This window comes from Propionispira arboris, from assembly GCF_900109225.1.
Classification (GTDB): Bacteria; Bacillota; Negativicutes; order Selenomonadales; family Selenomonadaceae; genus Propionispira; species Propionispira arboris.
Genome location: NZ_FNZK01000005.1, coordinates 233,658 through 256,391, shown reverse-complemented (window position 1 = coordinate 256,391; position 22,734 = coordinate 233,658). Strand labels below are relative to the sequence as shown.

Genomic DNA, 22,734 nt, shown 5'->3' with positions numbered 1-22,734 from the left:
AAATTATCTTTTTTGTTAAAAGAAATTGTTAGTTGTTGTTTTCAAACGCAAGCGTTCGAAAACCGCACATCTGGCTTGATACATGTTGGTGTACATATATCTTTTTGTTTTCTACATTGTTTAGTTTTCAAAGAACACGTTGCTGACCGCTCGAGCCAACTGCTATATAATACCATATCTATTTTAGCTGTGTCAATACTTTTTAAATATTTTTTTACTTTTTTTGTTAATTAATGTTTAGCCGAAAAAGCAATAAGAAAACCTGCATCGATTTTAATGAAAAATCAATGCAGGTTTTTAGCCTATAAATAAGTTGCATTATATATAGTATCCGTTATTTAACTTTAATTTTTCCCTTTACTTACTGCATTAGGGTTGGTTGGTTCCGGAGCAGTCGGAGTCGGTGCTGCCGGTTGATCAGGTCCATTTTGATTTGCATCCGTTTTAGTTTTTGTTTTTGAATCTAATTTAGCTTTATCCGCTTTTTCTTTATCTAATTTAGCCTTCTCAGCCTTTTCTTTATCCGTCAGTTCTTTAGCTGGTTTATCTTTTTCACCATCAATTTCTAAAATAGTGTTATCGACAACGAGACCATTTGGTTTAACAAAATCTTTTGCCGGTACATTAGCTAAAGCTTTTTGCATAAACAAACGCCAAATTGTTGCCGGGGTACGTCCACCAGTCATGCCATTTAAAGTTCCACTACTATCATTACCAATCCAGACAGCAGCCACTAAATCTGGTGTATAACCAACAAACCAAGCATCTTTTGTATCATCAGTCGTTCCTGTTTTCCCGGCTGCTGGTCTGCCAATATTAGCCCCTGCACCAGTTCCTCGTGCAATGACCCCTTTTAGCATATCAGTTAATAAATAAGCACTTTTTTCACTGATAACACTTTTTTCTTTCAGCGTTGCCTGTTCTAAAACTTTCCCATTTCGATCAAGAACTTTTATAATCGAAACAGGCGGCGTATGAACACCATGATTTGCAAAAGTGCCATAAGCACTTGCCAGCTCAAGTGGAGTGATTCCTTTTGTTAAACCACCTAAAGCAGTTGCTAAGTTGCGATCATTTTTCGCACCTTCTAAAACCAGAGTAGAAATCCCCATCTCTTGCGCATAATAAATGGGTTTATCAATGCCCAATTGTTGGGCAAGTTTTACCGTTGGAACATTCATAGAATGTTCCGCTACTTGCCGTAACGTTACTTTCCCGCTAAAGGTTCGTTCATAATTTTGCGGTGACCAGCTTCCTACCGTAATAGGACTATCTTCGATTATAGTTCCTGGTCCCATATTGTTTTCCAAAGCTGCTACAAAAACAAAGGGTTTAAACGCGGAACCAGGTTGACGTTCAGCCATCGTAGCACGATTAAATTGATCACTGCCTCTCCCGCCAACCATTGCTTTTATATAGCCTGTATGAGGCTCAATCGCAACAAGAGCTCCCTGCGGTTGTTGAATACCATTTTCATCGACTTTATAATTCGGCAGTTCTTTCATTGCAGCTTCTGCTGCTTTTTGCATATCGAGATCAATGGTTGTATAAATCTTCAAACCATCTTTATAAACTGCATCCGCACCATATTTATCAATGAGCTGCTGCGTCACATAATCAATGAAATATGGGGCCGGAGTAGCTTCATCTTTTTTAGTCTTCTTTACAATATTAATTTCTTCTTTTTTAGCTTTTGCTGTGGCAGATCCATTCAAATAAGCATATTTTTCCATTTGATCCAGAACAAGATTTTTTCGTTCTGTTGCAGCAGCTAAATTATTAAGCGGCGAATAATAATTCGGGCTTTTCGGAATACCCGCTAGCATTGCACATTCAGGCAAGGTCAGATCTTCGACATTTTTTCCAAAGTAAGTCTGAGCTGCTGCCTGAACCCCATAAGCGCCCTGACCAAAATAGATTTGATTTAGATACAATTCTAAAATTTCCTGTTTCGTATACTGGCGTTCTAATTGCAAAGCCAAAAAGACTTCCTGAACTTTACGTTTCAATGTTCTTTCCTGGGTTAAATAAGCATTTTTCGCCAATTGTTGTGTAATCGTACTGCCGCCTTCAGACACACCATTGTTCGTAACATTGGCCCATGCAGCCCGCAGAATTCCTTTTGGATCCACCCCGCTGTGTTCGTAAAAACGAGCATCCTCCACAGCAACAAAGGCATTTTGCAGATTTTTGGGGATTTTACTAATCGTAACCGGAACACGATTTTCTGCCGAATGAACTGTCGTAATCAACGTTCCATTGATATCATAAATCTGTGAAGACGCCGGCGGTCTAATATCATCTGTAAGATTCGGTTTTGTATTTATACTTGCGGTAAGAAAACCACAGCCAATCCCTGTAAGCATAACTACAAAAATTGTTACTATACCAATCAATATTTTTTTTGCACTAAGACCGCTTGATTTAGGTTCTCTTTTTTTTCTATTATCACTACTACGTTTTTCCATGAGTGACCTCCTTAAATAAATCAACCGCTTTCCATTGTAGCATAAACTAAATGTTTGAGCATTCTTATTTTAATTCTACAACGGTAACGCCAGTGCCGCCCTCACGCAGTCCTCCCATTGAAGTGCTTGCCACACTACGATGGGATTTCAAATAAGCTTGCATTCCTTTACGAAGAGCTCCCGTTCCATTTCCATGTATAATTATCACTTGGCTTAAACCAGCTAAAATGGCATCATCCAAATATTTATCAACCATTTCTCTGGCATCATCAACCAGCATGCCACGAATATCAATTTCTCGGTTCACTTCAGTCGTTTTTAAGAAATTCATTGATTTTGCTTTTTTTTGCGATGAACCGCTTTTTTGATCGACCTGTCGAGCACTTTCTACAAACATGCAATTTGCGGCTGCAACATTCATCTTTAAACTACCAAGCTGCACAGCAATACTTTTACCGTGTATTGATAAAACAATTCCTTTTTGATCAAGAGTTGTTACATAGACGGTATCACCTGCCGATAGCGTTTGCAGGCTGATCGGCTTTGTAAAAGGATGTTGTTTATGTACCTGTGTCGTCGTACGGTCCAGACCTTCTTTAATTTTATTACGTGCTGCATCAATAGCAGCCTGCCGTTTTTGAATGCCCTGATCGTTAAACTGCTCTTTAAGATCTTTAATCAGCTGCGAGGCTTCGCGACGAGTTCTTCGAATTAAAGCAGCACTATCTTCTTGTGCTTTTAAAATAATTTTTTCTTTCTTTTTCGTCAAATCCGACCTTAGTTCGGTCATCTTGCGTTCAAGTTGTTCCACTTTACGCTGACGCTCAACAATATCAGCATTACGCTGTTCATACATAATCTTTTCCGCTTCGAGTGTATTGAGTACCTTTTCAAACTGAGCATGATCTGCATCAATCAATTGTTTGGCGCGAATAATCAGAGAATCCGCCAAGCCCAATCTTTTACTGATTGCAAAAGCATTGCTCGCCCCAGGTATCCCAATCAATAAACGATATGTAGGGCTTAATGTATTGATATCAAATTCAACACATGCATTTTCAATACCATCTTTAGAATAGGCAAATGTTTTTAACTCACTATAATGGGTTGTTGCCAAAACTTTTGTACCAATATTCATCAGCTGCTCCAACATCGCCATGGCGAGTGCCGCCCCCTCTTCCGGGTCGGTACCTGCACCAATTTCATCGATCAAGAGCAAATCGTCATATTCGACTTTCTCCAATATATTCACAAGATGTGTCATATGCGCTGAAAATGTACTTAGACTTTGTTCGATGCTTTGCTCATCCCCAATATCAGCAAAAACTTCATGAAATACGGCCATTTCCGACCCAGACAAAACGGGTATAAATAGCCCCGATTGTGTCATAAGAGCCAAAAGGCCAAGTGTTTTCATGCTAACGGTCTTCCCGCCCGTATTTGGTCCAGTAATAAGCAGCGTATTATATTCTTTTCCCAAGCGAATGTCGATCGGTACCACATGATTTGCATCAATCAATGGATGTCGGGCCTGTTTAAGGTCAACGCTGCCCTCTTGATTCAGTTCAGGCATTACAGCATGCATTGCCTGAGCTACCTTTGCTTTGGCAAATGTAAAATCAATTTGTCCTAAAAGATCACAATTTGCATTCAAAATATCAGCATACTTGGCAATTTGCAAAGAAATCATTCGCAGGATACGATCAATTTCCTGTTTTTCCGCCAAAATCAGTTGTTTTACATCATTGTTCAAAGTAACAATAGCCATTGGTTCAATAAACAGCGTGGCACCGCTGGCTGATTGATCATGCACAATCCCAGGAAAAAACTGTCGATATTCCTGCTTAATCGGAATAACATATCTTTCATTTCGAATTGTTATAATGGTTTCTTGAAAATATTTTTGATATTCTGCCGCGCGAAGCACACCATCCAAACGCTCTTTGATCCGGCTTTGTGATGTTTTAATTTCGCGGCGAATTCTTTTTAATTCAATACTGGCATCATCACGAAGATTGCCATGTTCATCTACAATGCCAGAAATCTGGTTTTCGAGTTGTCCAAGAATTTCTATTGCTTGTGTCCAGCCACGTAGTATCGGGACTTCTAGCTCCATCTCTTTGAAAAACTTTTTAACGTTCCGCATTGCATAGAGTGTACTTACCATATCCACTAGTTCATATGTCTCAAGTACCGCTCCAAGCGTCGTCTTTTTGAGCAGCTTACGAATGTCACGAATTCCACCTAACGGAACGTGATAGGATGCTTGTAAAACTGCACAACCTTCTGCAGTCTCCTGCATTGCCGACTGCACCTCAGAAAAATCATTGACCGGCTTAAGTTTTGCGGCAAGCTCTTTCCCTAGCACTGAACTTGCCTGGCTGATGAGCATTTCAATTATTTTATGATACTCCAGTATTTTAAATACGCTTGATTCCATACTTCACCTTCTTATAATACGCCTCGGAAATAATGTCCGCGTGTAATTTGATCATTTTCAATTGTCTTAATTTTATCATCAGCAATAAGCGGGTGATCTTCGCCCAAAGCTAAAAATTCTTTATATAAATTCGTCACAACCGCAATACGTTTCACATCAAAATATTTCGCTTCAATGCGGATTCGATTTACGCCAATTTGGCCAAACTTATGAACATGTGGATACATGCTGAGTTCCTTGCCATTTAAAACATGCATGCGACAAAATTGATCTGTCACGAGGGGGAATTTTTCATTTTTTCTATCTTTAAACCAGTATTGAGCTTTTGTGCAAGGTTGTGTACATGTCCCCTTGTCTAAATCACCAAGAAAGCTGCCCATCGCACAGTATTCAGAGACCATCAGTTCCAAATTTCCATGAACAATACATTCTGTCGGGAGTACGCTGCGTCTTACAATGCTTTCAACCTGGGCAAAGTTACATTCCGGTGACAACGTCACACCACTTACACCAAGTTCCTTTAAAAACTCAATTGACAAATTGTTATAAACATTCATGGAAAAATCTGCATGAATCTTTGTATCTACTTTTGCTTTGACCATCCTGATCTGCGAAAGGTTATGCACACAAATTTCATCAGGAATAAATTCCTGAAAAGCTTGCAAAAGTTTGTTAAATGATTTTACTTGCCATTGTTTTAAAATACGCGGTGTATTGAAACTGATTTTTTTATGATAGGACCGTACCATATCATAAGCCTGGCGATACTGCTTCACCGATATAACCTCATGATTATAAGATTCCCCGCCAAAAAGTATCCAGTCTGCTCCATGTTCCAAGGCATTTTTTGCTTTAGCCAATGTATCAACGCTGACAAGAAGTTCTGGTTTTGTCATACGCGATTGACGACTCATTTTAACTTGTTTTTTAAGTGGTGCAGCCTCGACTATTTCCAGTGGCAATCGGGTGAATTTTTCTAATCTTGCCCGTTCAATCATTTCGACTGCTCGGCGACGTGCTTCATTGATTTCACTGATTGGAACCATAACGTCTCCCGTTATTTCACAGGTAAGGTTTTCCAAGGAAAAAACCGTTGTGCCAAGACGTTCGATTTGTTTGCGGATTCCTTCTTCAGTCAGTGGCCTTTTTCTTGCTTGTTCAGCAATAAAATCTGTTTTTCCTACCCCGATGTAACCATCTTGATCTTTTATTTCTACGACAAACGGCTTGCCTATTTCCGAGCTTACCTTTATATCTGCCATAATACGGCGTACGGGTGCTCCAGTATTAAAAAAGGCACGAGCTCGTTCCATCATTTGTGCATCAAATACTTTAAAGACCCGATCATGATCCCGTACCGCAGATGGAATCACAATCGTAACTTCATCATTCGGCGCTGCCTGTAAAACGCTCACGCCATTTACCAGCATCGAACGAATCGTTGCATTAACTCTGCCGCCAACTTTTACCCAAAAATCAACAATATCATTAATATGAAGTTCTTCATTTAATTTAATGATAACTTCCTGTGTAGCTGCTTTATAGGATAAAACCCGTCCGAGCAAGACACCCCGATTATTAGGACGTCTGTCACTCATCATAAACCGGCCTGGTTTTCCTTTTAAATAAGCACTTGTAAAATCGCGATTAAAAATCTGAGCTAAATTTTTTTGATCATTTTCTGCTATCGTAAAATCGGCTTTACTCAATAAATATGAATCAATACCACGACGATAGGTATCGACAACAGTCGCAACATATTCCGGTCGTTTCATTCGTCCTTCAATTTTCAAAGATGTCACACCCGCTTCAATAAGCTCAGGCAATAAATCAAGTGTATTCATATCGCGCGGACTTAGCAGATAGTTACCAGCATCGGCGTTTTCCAGAACATCATTTCCCTCAGAATCGACTAACGTATAAGGGAGCCGACAAGGCTGTGCACAACGACCTCGATTGCCACTGCGCCCGCCAATGATACTACTCATGAGGCACTGTCCAGAATAACATACGCATAAAGCTCCATGAATAAAGACTTCAATTTCAATTTCACTGTTCGCACAGATATAACGAATATCTTCCATGGATACTTCGCGCGCTAAAACAACACGTGTAAAACCGAGGTCCTGTAAAACACGCACCCCTTCTAAATTATGTACCGTCATTTGAGTACTTGCATGTAACGGCATATTGGGTATAATTTCCCTGGCTAATTTAACGACACCCAAATCTTGTACCAGAATCGCATCGGCACCAGCCTCATACAAAAAACGTAAATATTGTGCGAGTTCCTTAAATTCCTGATCATCAACCATTGTATTCACCGTTACGTTGATTAAAACATTACGCATATGGGCAAATCGAATAGCATCTCGTAAACCAGCTTCATCAAAATTATCCGCATACGCTCTTGCACCAAACATTCGTCCAGCTAAATATATCGCATTGGCACCACTTTCAACAGCCGCAACCAAGGCATCTTGACTCCCCACCGGAGCTAATAATTCAATCAAAACTTTCATTCCTTCCAAATCCATCAATATAAGCTATCTATAGAACAAAGCTGGTATTTATGAAACACAAATACCATATCTGTTTATATTCTAATTTATTATTATAGCATATCCCTGTTATTCTTTTCTATCTGTTTTAAATTTACAGTCTAATTTCCGATAATCAACCAAACTTCATTTTTCGCCCTCCCTGTCAATCTGACAAGGATAAAAATCAATTCAAATGAAAAAGCACCCCCTTGGATGCCTTAATCAAATAAATTATTCATCTTTTAATATTCCGAGTAAATCCTGATAATCTGTTTCCAATTTTAAATAATCATCACAAAAATTCATTGCCGCCAAAACAGCTACCCGTGCTGCCGGCAAACGATGATTTCCATTGGCTACTATTTTCATTTGTTCATCTACGATACGGGCTAGGCGTTTGACACGTTCAGGATCCATATCGCCTTTCAATGCATACGTCTCACCGAAAATTTCCACCGTTACTTTATTTTTATCCATAACCTCACCCAATATATTATACATTTTTATAGAATATTTCTCTACAGCTAGCACAAAGTCCTGCTAAAATTACTATAAAACACAGAAATATTGAATAAAAATAAGCAAGCAGCTCTTAAAAGCATACCTGCTTATTTTCGACCATTAACTTCTTAATTTAGCGGAAAACGTATCTTCAAGTTTTTTCAAAACGGCATTATAATATGGATCAACTTCTGCATCGGTTAATGTTTTCGTATTTGACTGGAACTGAAGTGAAAAAGCCAAACTCTTTTGCCCTTTTTCAATTTGTTCCCCATTATAAAGATCAAATAAGCGAAGATCTACCAGTAAGTTTCCTGCATTTTTCATAATAATTTTTTCAATATCACCCGCACTAATATCATCCGCCACCAGCATTGCCAAATCACGACTGATAGCAGGATACTTCGGCAGAGCCTGATAGTGAACCGATTCTGCGGCATATTTCATCAAAACTTCAACATCCAGCTCAAAAATATAGGTTTTTTTAGAAATACTCAACGCATCCAAAACTTGCGGATGTACTTCCCCTACCATAGCAAGAACTTCTCTGCCTTTTTTAAATACAGCTGTTTTACCCGGATGCATTGCATAATGTTCTCCAACTTCAACTGTATAACGTGAAACGCTAAGTTGTGTTAGTAATTCTTCCACAATCCCTTTGGCATCATAAAAATCAACAGCCGAATTATCTTGATTCCAGCCAACAACCTGACGTCGTCCCGTGATTGCCCCAGCCAGTTTCCATGTTTCAATCAGTTGTTCGGTAACAGGTAAAGCTTGCGCGGCAAAAACAGGAGCGATTTCAAATAATTGAATATCATCATTTTTTCGCGATAAATTCCGCATAACATTTTCAAACACACTACTGAGTAAAGTCGTTCGAAGCAATGTATATTCATCCGTCAACGGATTCATGATTGGCACAGCCTGACGAAGCTCACTGTCTGCTGCAATATTTAATTTATCAAACATGGACGGATTGGTAAAACTAAAGGAAATTGCTTCATTCATACCAAGTCCGCTCAATATAGATTTCAGACGATCCACAAAATTTTGTTTTTTACTTTGACAGCCCTGCATTACATTGCCACTCGGTCTTGTCGATGTGATATTTTCAAAACCATAAATTCTGGCAATTTCTTCCGATAAATCTTCCATACAAGTCACATCATTGCGCCAAGATGGAACCAAAACCTCAAAAACTTCCTTGCTGTTATCCACAACAAATTCAAGTTTTTGTAAAATATCAATCATCGTTGCCACAGGAATAAGCGTTCCTAAGCGACGATTGATTTGATCAGGACTAAAGCACACTTTTACACTTTGTTTTGGGTTTGGATAAACATCAACAATCCCTTGGCAAACTGTACAGGCACCCATTTCTTGTAAAAGCTGTACGGCTCTATCAAGTGCACGCGGTGTATTCACGATATCAACACCACGTTCGAAACGGCCAGAAGCTTCCGAATGAAGTCCGCAAGCTCTAGAAGTCCGACGAACACTTGCACCATTGAACGAAGCAGCCTCCAAAACAACAGTCGTCGTAGCCTCAGTCACTTCTGTTGCCAAGCCCCCCATCACACCAGCAAGCCCAGCAACTCGTTTGGCATCAGCAATCACAAGCATATCTGCTTGTGCCAGCCTTGAAGAATCATCTAATGTATGAAGTTCTTCTCCTATAACTGCATGGCGGGCAGCAAGTGTCCTGCCCGTAATATGATCATAATCATAGGCATGCATCGGTTGTCCTAATTCAATCATAACAAAGTTTGTCACATCGACAACATTATTGACGGCGCGAATTCCAGCTCCATCCAGACGTTGCTGCATCCATTCAGGTGAAGGACCGATTTTTACATTCTTTATAACACGCGAAGAAAAACGCGAACATAAATCCTGTGCCTCAATACGAATATCGATAAGATCCGCTGATTTTTCAGCTGCATCTTCTTTAACAGAAATGACCGGCCATTTTGGTACATTTCCTGTAAGCACAGCCACTTCGCGAACCAATCCCCAAACGCTAAAACAGTCGCCACGATTTGCTGTAAGTTCAAATTCAAGAATACTGTCATTCAAACCCAGGATATCTTTAACATGAATTCCCGGCTCAATGTCTTCTGGTAAAATATAGATTCCTGTTTTCTGCGTTTCAGGAAGCTTTTCAAGATCCAGCTTTAATTCACTTGCTGAACAAAGCATCCCGTATGACATGACACCACGCAGCTTGCCCTTCGATATTTTAACCCCGGTTGGCAATTTTGCTCCAATCATTGCTACTGGCACGATCTGACCCTCTGCAACATTTGCTGCTCCTGTAACAATAATAATCGGTTCAGTCTGCCCTACATTAATCGTACAAATTTGAAGTTTATCGGCATCCGGATGTTTTTCGAGTTTTTCAATGCGGCCTGTGATAACTTTCTCCAAACCTTCACCCGGGTCTAGTACATTTTCAACTGGAATTCCAGCCATTGTTAATTTATCAGCTAACTCTTCCGGAGTTTCTGTAAAATCTATATAATCTTTTAACCATTTTATTGATACCTGCATATTTTAGCTCCTCCTATGAATTCTTCTCTTAAAATTGACGTAAAAATCTCATATCGTTATCATAGAACAGTCTCAAATCATCAACACCATAAGCAAGCATCGCAACGCGTTCGACACCAAGACCAAAGGCGAAACCACTAACTTTCTTTGGATCGTAGCCACTCATTTCCAGCACATGTGGATGAACCATCCCTGCGCCCAAAATTTCCAGCCATCCTGTGCCTTTACATACCCGGCAACCTTTTCCCTGACACATCACGCAAGAAATATCAACTTCTGCACTAGGTTCTGTAAACGGGAAAAAACTAGGTCTAAAACGAACACCAACGTTTTCATTGAAAATCTGATGTAAAAAAAGCTCCAATGTTCCTTTTAAATCTGAAAAACTAATATTTTTATCAATTACAAGACCTTCCACCTGTGTAAACATCGGCGAATGCGTTGCATCATAATCATCACGACGATACACACGCCCTGGTGCAATCATCCGAATCGGACTATTTGGTTCATGTGCCTGCATCGTACGCGCCTGTACTGGTGAAGTTTGCGTTCTAAGTAAAATATCTTCCGTTATATAAAATGAATCCTGCATATCGCGTGCCGGATGATCTTTTGGCAAATTCAAAGCTTCAAAATTATAATAATCTTTTTCAACTTCCGGACCTTCTTCAACTGAAAAACCCATCGTCATGAAAATATTCTTGATGCGGTTTAACGTTAAAGTCAAAGGATGCAAATGACCAAGCGGTTGAATACGCCCTGGTAATGTCACATCTATTTTTTCAGTCGCCAAACGCTGTGCTAGTTCTAACTTTTTAAGTTCTTCGTTCTTGCTTTCAAGAACTGTTTCCAGTTCTGATCTTACTTCATTCACCAACTGTCCAATGCGTGGACGTTCTTCAGGACTTAATTTCCCCATGCCACGTAACAGACTCGTCAATGTACCTTTTTTACCAAGATATTTCACTCGTAAATCATTTAAGTCTGAAACATTTTGTGCTACAGCCATTGCCGTAACAGCTTCTTGTTTTAATTCTTTCAACTCTTGTTCCATATGTACCTCCCGATATTATTTAAACTAAAGATAGACAAAATAAAAAACTCCCGCCCCGGACAAGGGGCGAAAGTCAAATTTCGCGGTACCACCCTAATAGATACTCAAAAGCTTTAACGCAGCAAACGCTCAAGCTAAGGATATGACCTTCACTTAAGAAACTCCAGAGTGAACTTCAGTTGTTGCTCTTGATACCGTTCTCAATCACGACAAGTATCTTCCTGTAAAAGACACACACAACTTACTCTCTCTATCATGGTTTACATAAATATAATATTATGAAAATCAGTATATCATATATTGCAATTAAAAACAAATATAAAATCAGCTAGAGCGGCGCTGGCGAAAGGATTCATATAAAATCACGGCTGCTGCTGTAGCTACATTCAGTGATTCTGATTGTCCGAGCATGGGAATGAAAATTTTCTGTTTTGCTGCATCCAGCAAAGAGTGGCTCACCCCATTACCTTCATTACCAAAAACGATTGCCGTTGCGTCCCTAAAATCCGAATCAAAATATTCTTTTGCTTCATGATCAAGTGCCGTAACCTGCAGGACAATTTTATGTTGATCCGTAAACGTCAATAAAGTATCTGCTGAAACTTCGGTAATAATTGGTACATGAAACAGCGACCCCATTGTCGCACGCACCGTCTTAGCAGCGAATAAATCGACGGATTCCTTCATTATAATAACACCCTGGCAACCAACCGCATCTGCCGTACGAATAATAGTACCCACATTACCTGGATCTTGCAGCTCATCTAGTACAATGAATAAAGGATTATCTGCCACTTCCAATGTTGCTAGCTGCGTTTGCTGTTTTTGCAAGACCAGTAAAATTCCCTGAGGCTCCTTCGTATCACTAATTTTATCATAAATCGCTTTTGAAACCTGATACACATCACATTTTTTCTGTTCAAGAATCTGAAAAATCGTTGTAACACGACTATTGTGTAAAACTTCATCTGTACAAATACAAAACTCAATTTGCCAATTTGATTTCACCGCTTCTTCGATTAAACGGATGCCTTCGGCAATAAAAAGATTCGTTTCATCTCGATGTTTTTTCTGTTTTAAACTCGCTGCCAGTTTCACTTTTTTATTAGCTGGACTCGTAATAATTTCTATCACTTTGCCAAAGTCTCCAATCCTTTAATATGAGTGCCACTTCCCCTAAGCAGAACATAACACATCAATATAATTTTTAATAAAAAACACAATACTAAAAAAAACAAAGTACTCTGTTTTCAACTAAACAAATGGATATTATGAGCAAAAAAGGCTCTGACTATTAAAATCAGAACCTTTTATCTATATTACAGTTGTTCTTTTGCTACAGTAACTAACTGTGCAAAAGCAGCAGCGTCGTTAATTGCAAGATCAGCAAGCATCTTACGATTTACTTGAACATCAGCTTTTGTTAAACCATTGATTAAACGGCTATAAGAAATACCATTAATACGGGCTGCTGCGTTGATACGAGCAATCCACAATCTACGGAATTCGCCTTTTTTAGCACGACGGTCACGACGAGCATAATAAAGACCTTTCATTACGGTTTCGTTAGCTTTTTTAAACTGTTTGCTTTTAGCGCCTCTATAACCTTTGGCTAATTTTAAAATCTTTTTATGACGTCTATGTGCTGTCACGCCTTTTTTAACTCTTGGCATGTTTCGTTCCTCCTAATAATCTTTATTTTTTAAGCGTAAGGGAGCATCCGGCTTACGCGATTTGTATCGGCTTTCGATGCAAGTGCAGCTTTACGTAAATTACGTTTACGTTTCGGAGCTTTCTTTTCTAAAATATGGCTTTTGAAAGCTTTATTACGTCTGAATTTACCTGAACCAGTTACTGTAAATCTTTTTGCAGCAGCTCTGCGAGTTTTCATTTTTGGCATTTCTATTTCCTCCTTTAGTTATGCGCCTTTGGTGATAAAATCATTATCATATTTTTACCTTCAAGTTTCGGATCACGTTCAACAGTTACTAAGTCTTTCAACTCAGCTGCTACTTTCAGTAATACCACTCTGCCAAGTTCCGGATGAGATAATTCTCTCCCGCGGAACATAATAGTAACTTTAACTTTGTTACCTTCTTCGATAAAACGAAGTGCATTTTTCAACTTGACGTCAAAATCATGTTGTTCAATGTTGGGGCGAAATTTTACTTCTTTAATACTAACAACTTTTTGTTTTTTCTTCGCCTCTTTGTCGCGCTTTTGTTGTTCATATCTGAATTTACCAAAATCCATGATACGACAAACTGGCGGTTTGCCCATTGGAGCAACTTCTACCAGATCCAAATGTTGTTCTTCAGCTAGGTGTAATGCATCTCTTACGAGCATAATACCTAATGCTTCACCAGTTGCACTGGTTACACGAACTTCCCTTGCACGAATCTCTTCATTAATTCTCAAACTTTCTTTGCTAATTGAAATTCACCTCCTAATAATATATAAAATCAAAATAAAAAAAGGGTGGCTCTCCGCCACCCTCAATACCCATAACTATACATGGAAATTCTTAAAACCTTACTGATTGCACATCATAAGGTGAGAAGCGGTGGCCTCTGCTTAAATAACTTACTTTGGTATAATACCATTTATAAATCACTATGTCAAGCTTTGTCTTAAGCTTTTGTGGCAATTTTTTCTAAAACATCGGCAATAAAAGCATCTGCCGACATTACAGCACTATCTTGTTCACCATATTTGCGGACAGCAACCTGTTTTGACTCAACTTCCTGATCCCCCACTACTAAAATGTATGGGATTTTTTTCATTTGGCTTTCACGCATCTTATAGCCAACTTTTTCATTACGATCGTCAACTTCCACACGCATGCCCAAATCAAATATTTTCTTTTTAAGTTCATAGGCATAATCGGCATGCTTATCTGTAATTGGCAATATCTTAATTTGTATTGGTGCCAGCCATACAGGGAAAGCACCGGCATAATTTTCAATTAAAATCCCGATGAAACGTTCTATACTGCCATAAACTACACGATGGATCATAACTGGACGATGTTTTTGTCCATCTTCACCAATATAATTCAAATCAAATTTTTCTGGCATCAGCATATCTAATTGAATTGTTCCACACTGCCAAGTCCGACCAATCGAATCTTTTAAATGAAAATCGATTTTAGGACCATAAAATGCCCCATCACCTTCATTAACCACATATTTCAAACCACGTTTGTCCAAAGCATTCCGCAGTGCAGCAGTTGCTTTTTCCCAAATCTCATCTGAACCCATCGAATCATCTGGACGCGTACTGAGTTCGGCACGATATTCCAAACCAAACGTATTATAGATACGATCAAATAAATCAATGACTTTCTGTATTTCAGCTTCGATTTGCGATGGCAGCATAAAAATATGCGCATCATCTTGTGTAAAATTACGAACCCTCATTAAACCATGAAGCGCACCGGACAATTCATGGCGATGCACAAGCCCCAGTTCTGCAGTACGCAACGGCAATTCACGATAACTATGCTGCTGGGTACGATAGACGATAATACCGCCCGGACAGTTCATTGGTTTGATCGCATAATCTTCACCATCAATTTTCGTAAAATACATATTGTCTTTATAATGATCCCAGTGACCAGACTGTTCCCAAAGTTTACGATTTAAAATCATTGGCGTTTGAATTTCCTGATAACCAAATTCGCGATGAACTTCACGCCAATAGGCAATGAGTTCATTCCGTATTACCATGCCATTTGGATGAAAAAATGGGAAACCTGGACCTTCTTCATGTAAACTGAACAAATCAAGTTCACGACCCAATTTACGATGGTCACGTTTTGCCGCTTCTTCCAGCATAGCTAAGTATTCATCTAAATCCGCTTTTTTCTCAAAAGCTGTCCCATAGATACGTTGCAGCATTTTATTCTTTTCGCTACCACGCCAATAAGCACCCGCAACACTTTGCAATTTGATTGCTTTCACTTTTCCCGTGCTTGTAGCATGAGGACCAGCACAAAGATCAACAAACTCCCCTTGTTCATATAATGAGATGATTGCATCTTCCGGTAAATCCTGAATCAGTTCCACTTTATAGATTTCGCCTTGTTCTTCAAACATAGCTAATGCATCGGCACGACTTAACTCGCGGCGAACAATTTTAAGATTTTCTTTGACGATTTTTTCCATTTCTTTTTGGATTTTTACCAAATCATCTGCCGTCAGTTGTTTTTCTATATCAAAATCATAATAGAATCCATTATCGATTGCCGGTCCAATTGCCAGTTTCACATTGCTGTCTTTATATAAACGTTTTACCGCTTGCGCTAAAATATGCGATGCACTATGGCGTAATGTCCATTTACCAGCAGCATCTTCAAATGTCAGAAATTCAACACTGCAATCTTCCGTTAACTTTGTCATCAAGTCTACAGTTTTCCCATTGACTTTTGCTGACAAAACTTTTTTTGCCAAACTATTGCTACAAGCTTTTACAAAATCAAGAACAGTTGTATCTGCTGCCGTTTCACGTACAGCACCATCCTTTAATGTTATTTTAATCAAAACAAACTCCTCCTTTAAAATAAAAAAATAGCCTCCATCCCAAAATAGGGACGAGGCTATGCTTCGCGATTCCACCCTGATTGACAGATTGTTAAATCTGACCAGCTCATAATTTGATAACGGAAACTACTCCGGCACAGCCTACTTAAGTTCAGCCTGCAGTTTAGAAGTGGTAACTCTATTCTATGTTAAAAATGCTTCCAGCCAAGGCATTTCTCTCTGAGCAACAATTTGAATAGCATCATGTCTTCTGCATTACTTTTATAATAATGTAAGTTTGTATTTATTATATTCCCACAACAAATAACTGTCAACCTAAATTCAATTTGTTTACTAGGTATTCCCTTTAATTTAATTTAGCACGAAGTGCCGTACGCAATATATTTTTAACCATATCCAGACCATCCATAGTAGACAGTTTGCGGAAATTGATCGTAAAACTGATACTGTTTAATTTAACACGTTTAATCAATTCATGTTCTGTATTCAAATAAATGGCACCACCTTTAAATTCATGTTGAATGGATACCATTTTATATTCACCTTTTGCAGTTGCTTCTTTGATATATTGGTCAAAAATACCCTCAATCGTATTCACACACAAATCCTGCTCATCATATAAAAACATATATTTTGGATCCCCGCCTGATTGAATTGGTGCATCCCCTAATTGATGTTTTTCCTTCTCAACCTTAACCCACTCTTTGTCCACATCGATCTTAATGTCTGAAACAGCTGGTTCCCATATAATTTGATTTTCTTCCGCTTGCACTTCATATAACATGATACCAACATCTTTTGCCACACTTTGTACAACTTTATCATATACAGGTTGCGTGAATATAACGCCTAAAACCTGCCCCTGTACATCTTGAAGAATATTGGAAAAATGAAACAAGTCACTTTTTTCTAAAGTCTTGCCAGCCGTTTTGGTTTGAATCAGTATTTTATAATTTAAACCATTATCCGCTGTACATGCCAAATATAAATCAACTGGATACGATGCAGTTTTCCCTTCCACGTTTGCATCTATTTCTACCACCATATTATTTAAATCTTCTTCGCCTTTAATTGCTTCCACTATTTTTTGTCTAATATTTTCTGCCTGACTCATAATTGCACCGTCCTAAAATTTTTACATGTTCCAATTTATTTTTATTAGACATTAAATGGCAGAATCCTTTTTACAATGAAAAAGTAATTTATAAACTTGCCAGTACTGGGATTTTTAAGATCTGTCCCGGAACAAGATTTCCATTACTATCTAATTCGTTCAATTGATGTATCGCTGCTATTAACTCTCGAATATCCTTACCATTGCTAACATATTTTTCAGCAATAACCCATAAACTCTCACCATTTTTCACCGTTACATAACTATACTCCGTACACTGCAAATATTCATTTGCCAGATGAACCGGAACAAATCTCCACATAGACATCACCATAAGTAAAACTAGAATTAGTTTCATAATAGAACACCCCTTTAGAACATTAGTTCTTTTATTGAGTTTATTCTATCACAGTACGTATGTTCTTTCAAGTGTAAAATTGTTTTTTTAGAACAAGTATTCTATTTTTTAAATCATCTGCACTAAAAAAATCTCAAGCCGTTAAACTACGAACTTGAGATTTTTTTCGATAAATTATATATACGCAAGTAGACAAACGCGTGTAGGCTTACCTCTGCTACATTTTAGTAAGCACTATACGTTTTGCACGTTGTGCCAGCGAGGATGTCCCTTTCCCCTTTTCTACAACTTCTTCTTCCGAAATATTGAGTTCACGGGCAATTAGCTTACGTATGCGAGATCCACAAAAAGCATTTTGACAGCGACCATATCCCGCTCTCGTTCTCCGTCCAACAGCATCAACGGATCGCACTGGAATTCCGCGATGCAGACAATCTATAATTTCTGCCTCCGTAACTTGTTCGCATCGGCAAATAATATTAAGTGCTGGATCTTGCGAATCAATAACACCCGCAAAATCAGCTGTCTTTTTTTGAATAATTGGCCGACGTTCTGCCTTAAAATCAAGCTTTGATTCTAAAACAAGCCCAGCTTCCTTTAAAATCGAAACTGTTTTCAAAGCAATAGCCGGAGATGATGTGAGTCCAGGAGAATCAATTCCAACTAGGTTGATCAAGCCTTTGACCCGACTCTCTTCAATAACCCAGTCTTTTTTATTGGATACCGGTCGATTGCCTGCAAAAGATTTTAAAGCCTTCTTCATATTAAAACCTGGTACGGATTTACGTGCTGTTTCCGTTATATATTTCAATGTTTTTTCATCCGTTCCAACATCGTCCTTATCACCAAGCTCTTCAGCATTCGGTCCGATCATAAGATTACCATGATAGGTTGTCGTAACTAGAATCCCCTTGCCAAGCTTCGTCGGCACCTGAAATATTACGGAATTCACAAGATAGTTCTGATCTTTATCCAATATCACATATTGACCGCGCCGTGGCGTAATGTTATATTGGTCATCCCCTGCTAATGCAGAAATTTGGTCACTATATACACCTGCTGCATTAATAACAAAACGTGACTCGATGCTTTTTTTGTTGGTTCCAATGAGAAAGCCCTCACCCTGTTTTTCAATTGTTTCTACTTTATGCTGGAGCATCAATTCCACGCCATTTACCATAGCGTTTTCTGCCAAAGCAATAACAAACTCATAAGGAGATACAACTCCGGCATTTTTGCAATAAAGCGATGCCTTAACCGTATCACTCAGATATGGTTCATGTTGTTTTGTTTCTGCCGCGTCCATCAGTTTGAGGCCACCGACCCCATTTTCCATTCCATAGCGATAAAGCTTTTCAAGGGTAGGTATTTCCTCTACGTCAAAAGCAAGCACAAAAGATCCTGTTTCACGATAACCAAAATGCAGCTCAGTTTCAAGCTGTTCATACATCTGATTGCCCTTTACGCAAAGCTCAGCCTTCAATGTTCCCGGTTCATCCGAATAACCACCATGAACGATCCCACTATTGCTCTTCGAACAGCCACAGCTGACATCGTCTTCTTTTTCAAGAACACAAATTTTCAGCTTATATTTCGACAACTCACGAGCAATGTTCATTCCGACCACACCTGCTCCAATAATACACACATCATACATGATAACATTCTCCTTACTGCTTTTATATTTCATAATGCATACAAATAAATTATTATTATACAATTGTGTATTTTAATGCAAATTAACATTTTCCTTATATACAATACCACCGGTTGCCTGATTCGTAGGCGTAACCGTAACTTCACAAATCTGAACATGCGGCGGCGCACTAGCGGCATACATAACAACATCAGCAATATCCTCTGCAGTTAAAGGTTTAATTCCCGCATAGACGCTGCCCGCTTTTTGTTTATCACCATGGAATCGAACCACACTAAAATTAGTTTCCACCATCCCAGGTTGCACCGCAGTAACTCGTATTGGTTTATCAACAAGATCCATTCTTAGTCCATCACTGATAAATTTCACGGCTGTCTTCGTAGCGCAATATACTGCGCCCCCAGGATAAGCATGGATTCCTGCTATGGATCCAATATTAATAATATGACCATTTACCTGATTTTTCAGCATAAAAGGCACAATTTTCCTCGTCAAATATAGTAACCCTTTAACATTGGTATCAATCATAGCATCCCAATCATCGGTATCGCCCTCATATAATTTTTCCAGTCCACGCGCAAGTCCCGCATTATTCACAAGAATATCAATTTTACGCCATTTCTCTGGCAAGTTATCAATCGCTGCATTTACTAGCTTTTTATCTTGCACATCTAAGCCAAAACTTACAATTTCAATTTTATACATATCTTGCAATTCTCTGGCAACAGCTTTCACTTTATCAGTGCTGCGCGCACACAAGATTAAATGTGCACCTGCTTTTGCAAATGCTTCAGCACAAGCTTTACCAATACCACTACTTGCCCCACTAATAAATACAATTTTATCTTTTAATTTTTCCATTGTTTATTACCTTCTTTATTTTATTTTAGTTTCCTATGGACTAACAAAACCAGCGACAATAAACACTTCAAAAAGCTCTCAATAATATTGTCCGTCCGTAACAAATCTTAAAATTGTAGACTTGATCTTTTTATAATTCGATTAATCATAAAAGCCTCTATTTTTTGTTTATCAACATTTCACTAAAATCCTTTTCAAAAGAAATAATATCCGTCTCCTGGGTAGCCCATGATGTACAGAAACGAGCACAGGTATGATGACTGTCTGGCTTACTCCAAACAGATATGATATATTTTTGAGATATTTTTTCCAATAGCCAATTTGGTAGAATCGGAAAAAGCTGATTGGATGGAGCATCGCCAAGAAAAGAAACGCCCGCTTTCTCAAAAATAGTCTTCAATAAATACGCCATATTATTTGCATGTAATCCTAATTCAAAATACAAATTATCTTTGAATAATTCTTCAAATTGCATACCAAGAAGCCATCCTTTTGCCAGAATTGCGCCTCGTTGCTTCATATTAAAACGAAAATCTTTTTTTAGAAGGTCATTGGTAATAACTAAAGCTTCGCCAAACAACGCTCCTACTTTTGTTCCGCCAATATAAAATGCATCGACAAGTTTTGGCAAATCAATAAGTGCAATATCATTTCCTTTAGCAGTTAGACCCATTGCCAGTCTGGCGCCGTCTAAAAAAAGCAGCATATCATTCTCTTTGCAATACTTAGAAAGATTTTCGAGTTCAGTTTTATAATATATAGTGCCGATCTCTGTCGGATTGGAAATATAGACCATTTTAGGCTGTACCCAATGCTCATCTTGATGTTGAGCAAGAACTGGCTGAATTAATTCTGGAGTCAATTTGCCATCAGGCGTAGCAATATCAAGGATTTTGTGCCCACTAGCTTCCACCGCTCCTGTTTCATGAATATTAATATGACCGGTATCCGCTGAAATAACAGCCTGATAAGGTTTTAAAGCATACGAAATAAAAGTTGAATTTGTAATCGTCCCGCCTGGGAGAAAATGAATATCAGCACTTTCACATTGGATTGCCTTTTTAATTAGCACTTTGGCATTCTCGCAATGAGAATCCATACCATATCCATCGTTTTGCTCTAAGCCTGCATCAATAATAGCTTTCAAAATATTTGGATGAGCACTTTCACTATAATCATTTTTAAAACTATACATTTCAAATCCCCTTTTTACGTTCTATGACCTATCATACACTCTGTTTCATCCAATTTTTTTTCGTATTTTCATCAAACATCGAAATCAACTCCTGAATAATTTCATTATAATCAGTGAATGTCCCTTTAGTCAAATATATTAGTTCATTATGAGTCAATTCGAAGGCGCGTCCTTAGATATACAAATAATAACATATTTGTATATCTATAAACACAGATATCAGAATCTTTTTATATCTGTGTTTTACTATTCAATATGAGTCGATTCAATAAAAAACAAATTAAAATTATATGCTGCTTTCCATTAAAGTCACATTTCCCCATAAAAAATAAAGTTCCTGCCAAATTAATACGTCATTCAGCAAAAACTTTTATTGTCAATCCTTATTTTAAACCCACATATACAAAACCCTCTGCGTTAAAACCCCAGAAGGCTTTGTATTTCTCTGTTTCAACCGCCGACTTGAAACATATTGCGCTGATCTTTTCCTTCAACGATAGAACTATCATCAAAAAGATGTTCTTTGGGCTTTTGATAAATAGTTTCTTCGATCACCTCACGAATCACATTATCCGCTTTTTGACTGCGCAGTAGATCTTTTAAATCGATTCCTTTATCATACTGTAGACAAAGTTTTAAAAATCCATTTGAAGTCAGGCGAACTCTATTGCAATTGGTGCAAAATTTATGATGCATCGCTTCAATAAAACCAATCTTCCCCTTAAAATTCGGGAGTGAATAATACGTCGCCGGACCATTACCAAGCTGACTCGTATAAGGAGTCAAAACACCATATCGCTCTTGCAGCATAGACAGAACTTTCGTGGTTTCGATCGCCGTAAAATCATGTGCCATACCGATTGGCATCAATTCAATGAAGCGAACTGAAATTGGATACTTCTGCGCAAAGCCAGCGATATCCATCAATTGATCTTCATTTATTCCTGCAATTGGTACACAATTGAGCTTAATACTTTTAAAATTCAACGCGAGTAAAGTATCGATTCCCTGCAATACGTTAGGCAGCTGATCACACAGTGTCAATTGATGAAAGGATTCTCGATTGACAGAATCTAAGCTGATATTAACACCATCAAGACCAGCTGCAATCAGGTCTTTTGCCATCTGCGGCAACAAAACACCATTGGTCGTAATCGTAACCTGCTCAATTTGGGGAATTGCTTTCAGCTCAGCGATAAGCTGACAAATATTCAATCTAACCAACGGTTCACCGCCCGTTAATTTAATTTTTTTAATACCAAGCTCAGCAAAAATTTTTGCCAGTCTGATAATTTCTTCGTAAGAAAGTAAATCCTTACAACGCATTTGCTTGATTCCCTCTGCGGGCATGCAATATGTACAACGTAAATTACAACGCTCCGTAACGGAAATCCTCATATATTCTATGGTTCGTCCGAACTGATCTAACATCAGTCTCACCTTCTTACT

17 protein-coding genes and 1 other annotated feature are annotated in these 22,734 nt (G+C 38.4%); all 17 genes read right to left on the bottom strand.

Going from position 1 to position 22,734, the window contains the following annotated elements; translation table 11 throughout:
• Positions 1-344: 344 nt before the first annotated feature.
• Positions 345-2,468, bottom strand: a complete 2,124-nt coding sequence (locus tag BMY14_RS07210) for a transglycosylase domain-containing protein (protein WP_091830505.1) — start codon at positions 2,466-2,468, stop codon at positions 345-347.
• Positions 2,469-2,532: 64 nt separating this feature from the next.
• Complete coding sequence (locus tag BMY14_RS07205; protein WP_091830503.1) at positions 2,533-4,908, bottom strand: endonuclease MutS2; 2,376 nt, start codon at positions 4,906-4,908, stop codon at positions 2,533-2,535.
• A gap of 11 nt (positions 4,909-4,919) precedes the next feature.
• Positions 4,920-7,445: a U32 family peptidase gene (locus BMY14_RS07200; protein ID WP_245741305.1), complete on the bottom strand. Its 2,526-nt coding sequence runs from the start codon at positions 7,443-7,445 to the stop codon at positions 4,920-4,922.
• A gap of 237 nt (positions 7,446-7,682) precedes the next feature.
• Positions 7,683-7,952 (bottom strand): cell division protein ZapA, encoded by a 270-nt coding sequence (locus tag BMY14_RS07195; protein ID WP_091830520.1) that lies wholly within the window; start codon positions 7,950-7,952, stop codon positions 7,683-7,685.
• A gap of 120 nt (positions 7,953-8,072) precedes the next feature.
• Positions 8,073-10,505 carry a phenylalanine--tRNA ligase subunit beta gene (pheT, locus tag BMY14_RS07190; protein WP_091830501.1) on the bottom strand — a complete coding sequence of 811 codons (2,433 nt, stop codon included), beginning with the start codon at positions 10,503-10,505 and terminating at the stop codon, positions 8,073-8,075.
• Between the two features lie 28 nt (positions 10,506-10,533).
• Positions 10,534-11,559, bottom strand: a complete 1,026-nt coding sequence (gene pheS / locus BMY14_RS07185) for a phenylalanine--tRNA ligase subunit alpha (RefSeq protein ID WP_091830499.1) — start codon at positions 11,557-11,559, stop codon at positions 10,534-10,536.
• Positions 11,560-11,618: 59 nt separating this feature from the next.
• Positions 11,619-11,825: a binding site (T-box leader), on the bottom strand.
• 58 nt (positions 11,826-11,883) lie between these two features.
• On the bottom strand, positions 11,884-12,693 hold the full coding sequence (locus BMY14_RS07180; protein WP_091830497.1) for a TrmH family RNA methyltransferase: 810 nt from the start codon (positions 12,691-12,693) through the stop codon (positions 11,884-11,886).
• A 185-nt stretch (positions 12,694-12,878) separates the two neighbouring features.
• A complete protein-coding gene (rplT, locus tag BMY14_RS07175) occupies positions 12,879-13,232 on the bottom strand; it encodes a 50S ribosomal protein L20 (protein WP_091830496.1) in 354 nt (117 codons plus the stop codon).
• 29 nt (positions 13,233-13,261) lie between these two features.
• Positions 13,262-13,459 (bottom strand): 50S ribosomal protein L35, encoded by a 198-nt coding sequence (gene rpmI, locus BMY14_RS07170; protein WP_091830495.1) that lies wholly within the window; start codon positions 13,457-13,459, stop codon positions 13,262-13,264.
• A gap of 14 nt (positions 13,460-13,473) precedes the next feature.
• Complete coding sequence (infC, locus tag BMY14_RS07165; RefSeq protein WP_019555413.1) at positions 13,474-13,977, bottom strand: translation initiation factor IF-3; 504 nt, start codon at positions 13,975-13,977, stop codon at positions 13,474-13,476.
• A 212-nt stretch (positions 13,978-14,189) separates the two neighbouring features.
• Positions 14,190-16,100 carry a threonine--tRNA ligase gene (gene thrS, locus BMY14_RS07160; protein ID WP_091830493.1) on the bottom strand — a complete coding sequence of 637 codons (1,911 nt, stop codon included), beginning with the start codon at positions 16,098-16,100 and terminating at the stop codon, positions 14,190-14,192.
• Positions 16,101-16,446: 346 nt separating this feature from the next.
• Positions 16,447-17,214, bottom strand: a complete 768-nt coding sequence (locus tag BMY14_RS07155) for a hypothetical protein (protein ID WP_091830490.1) — start codon at positions 17,212-17,214, stop codon at positions 16,447-16,449.
• A gap of 88 nt (positions 17,215-17,302) precedes the next feature.
• Positions 17,303-17,572, bottom strand: coding sequence for a LysM peptidoglycan-binding domain-containing protein (locus tag BMY14_RS07150; protein ID WP_091830489.1), 270 nt, complete (start codon positions 17,570-17,572; stop codon positions 17,303-17,305).
• Positions 17,573-17,789: 217 nt separating this feature from the next.
• Positions 17,790-19,229: an NAD(P)/FAD-dependent oxidoreductase gene (locus tag BMY14_RS07145; protein ID WP_091830487.1), complete on the bottom strand. Its 1,440-nt coding sequence runs from the start codon at positions 19,227-19,229 to the stop codon at positions 17,790-17,792.
• A gap of 72 nt (positions 19,230-19,301) precedes the next feature.
• The gene (locus BMY14_RS07140; protein WP_091830485.1) at positions 19,302-20,090 is read right to left on the bottom strand and encodes an SDR family NAD(P)-dependent oxidoreductase; all 789 of its coding nucleotides are present in this window, start codon (positions 20,088-20,090) and stop codon (positions 19,302-19,304) included.
• 157 nt (positions 20,091-20,247) lie between these two features.
• On the bottom strand, positions 20,248-21,285 hold the full coding sequence (locus tag BMY14_RS07135; RefSeq protein WP_091830483.1) for a threonine aldolase family protein: 1,038 nt from the start codon (positions 21,283-21,285) through the stop codon (positions 20,248-20,250).
• 450 nt (positions 21,286-21,735) lie between these two features.
• The gene (moaA, locus tag BMY14_RS07130) at positions 21,736-22,716 is read right to left on the bottom strand and encodes a GTP 3',8-cyclase MoaA (RefSeq protein WP_091830481.1); all 981 of its coding nucleotides are present in this window, start codon (positions 22,714-22,716) and stop codon (positions 21,736-21,738) included.
• Between the last annotated feature and the right edge of the window lie 18 nt (positions 22,717-22,734).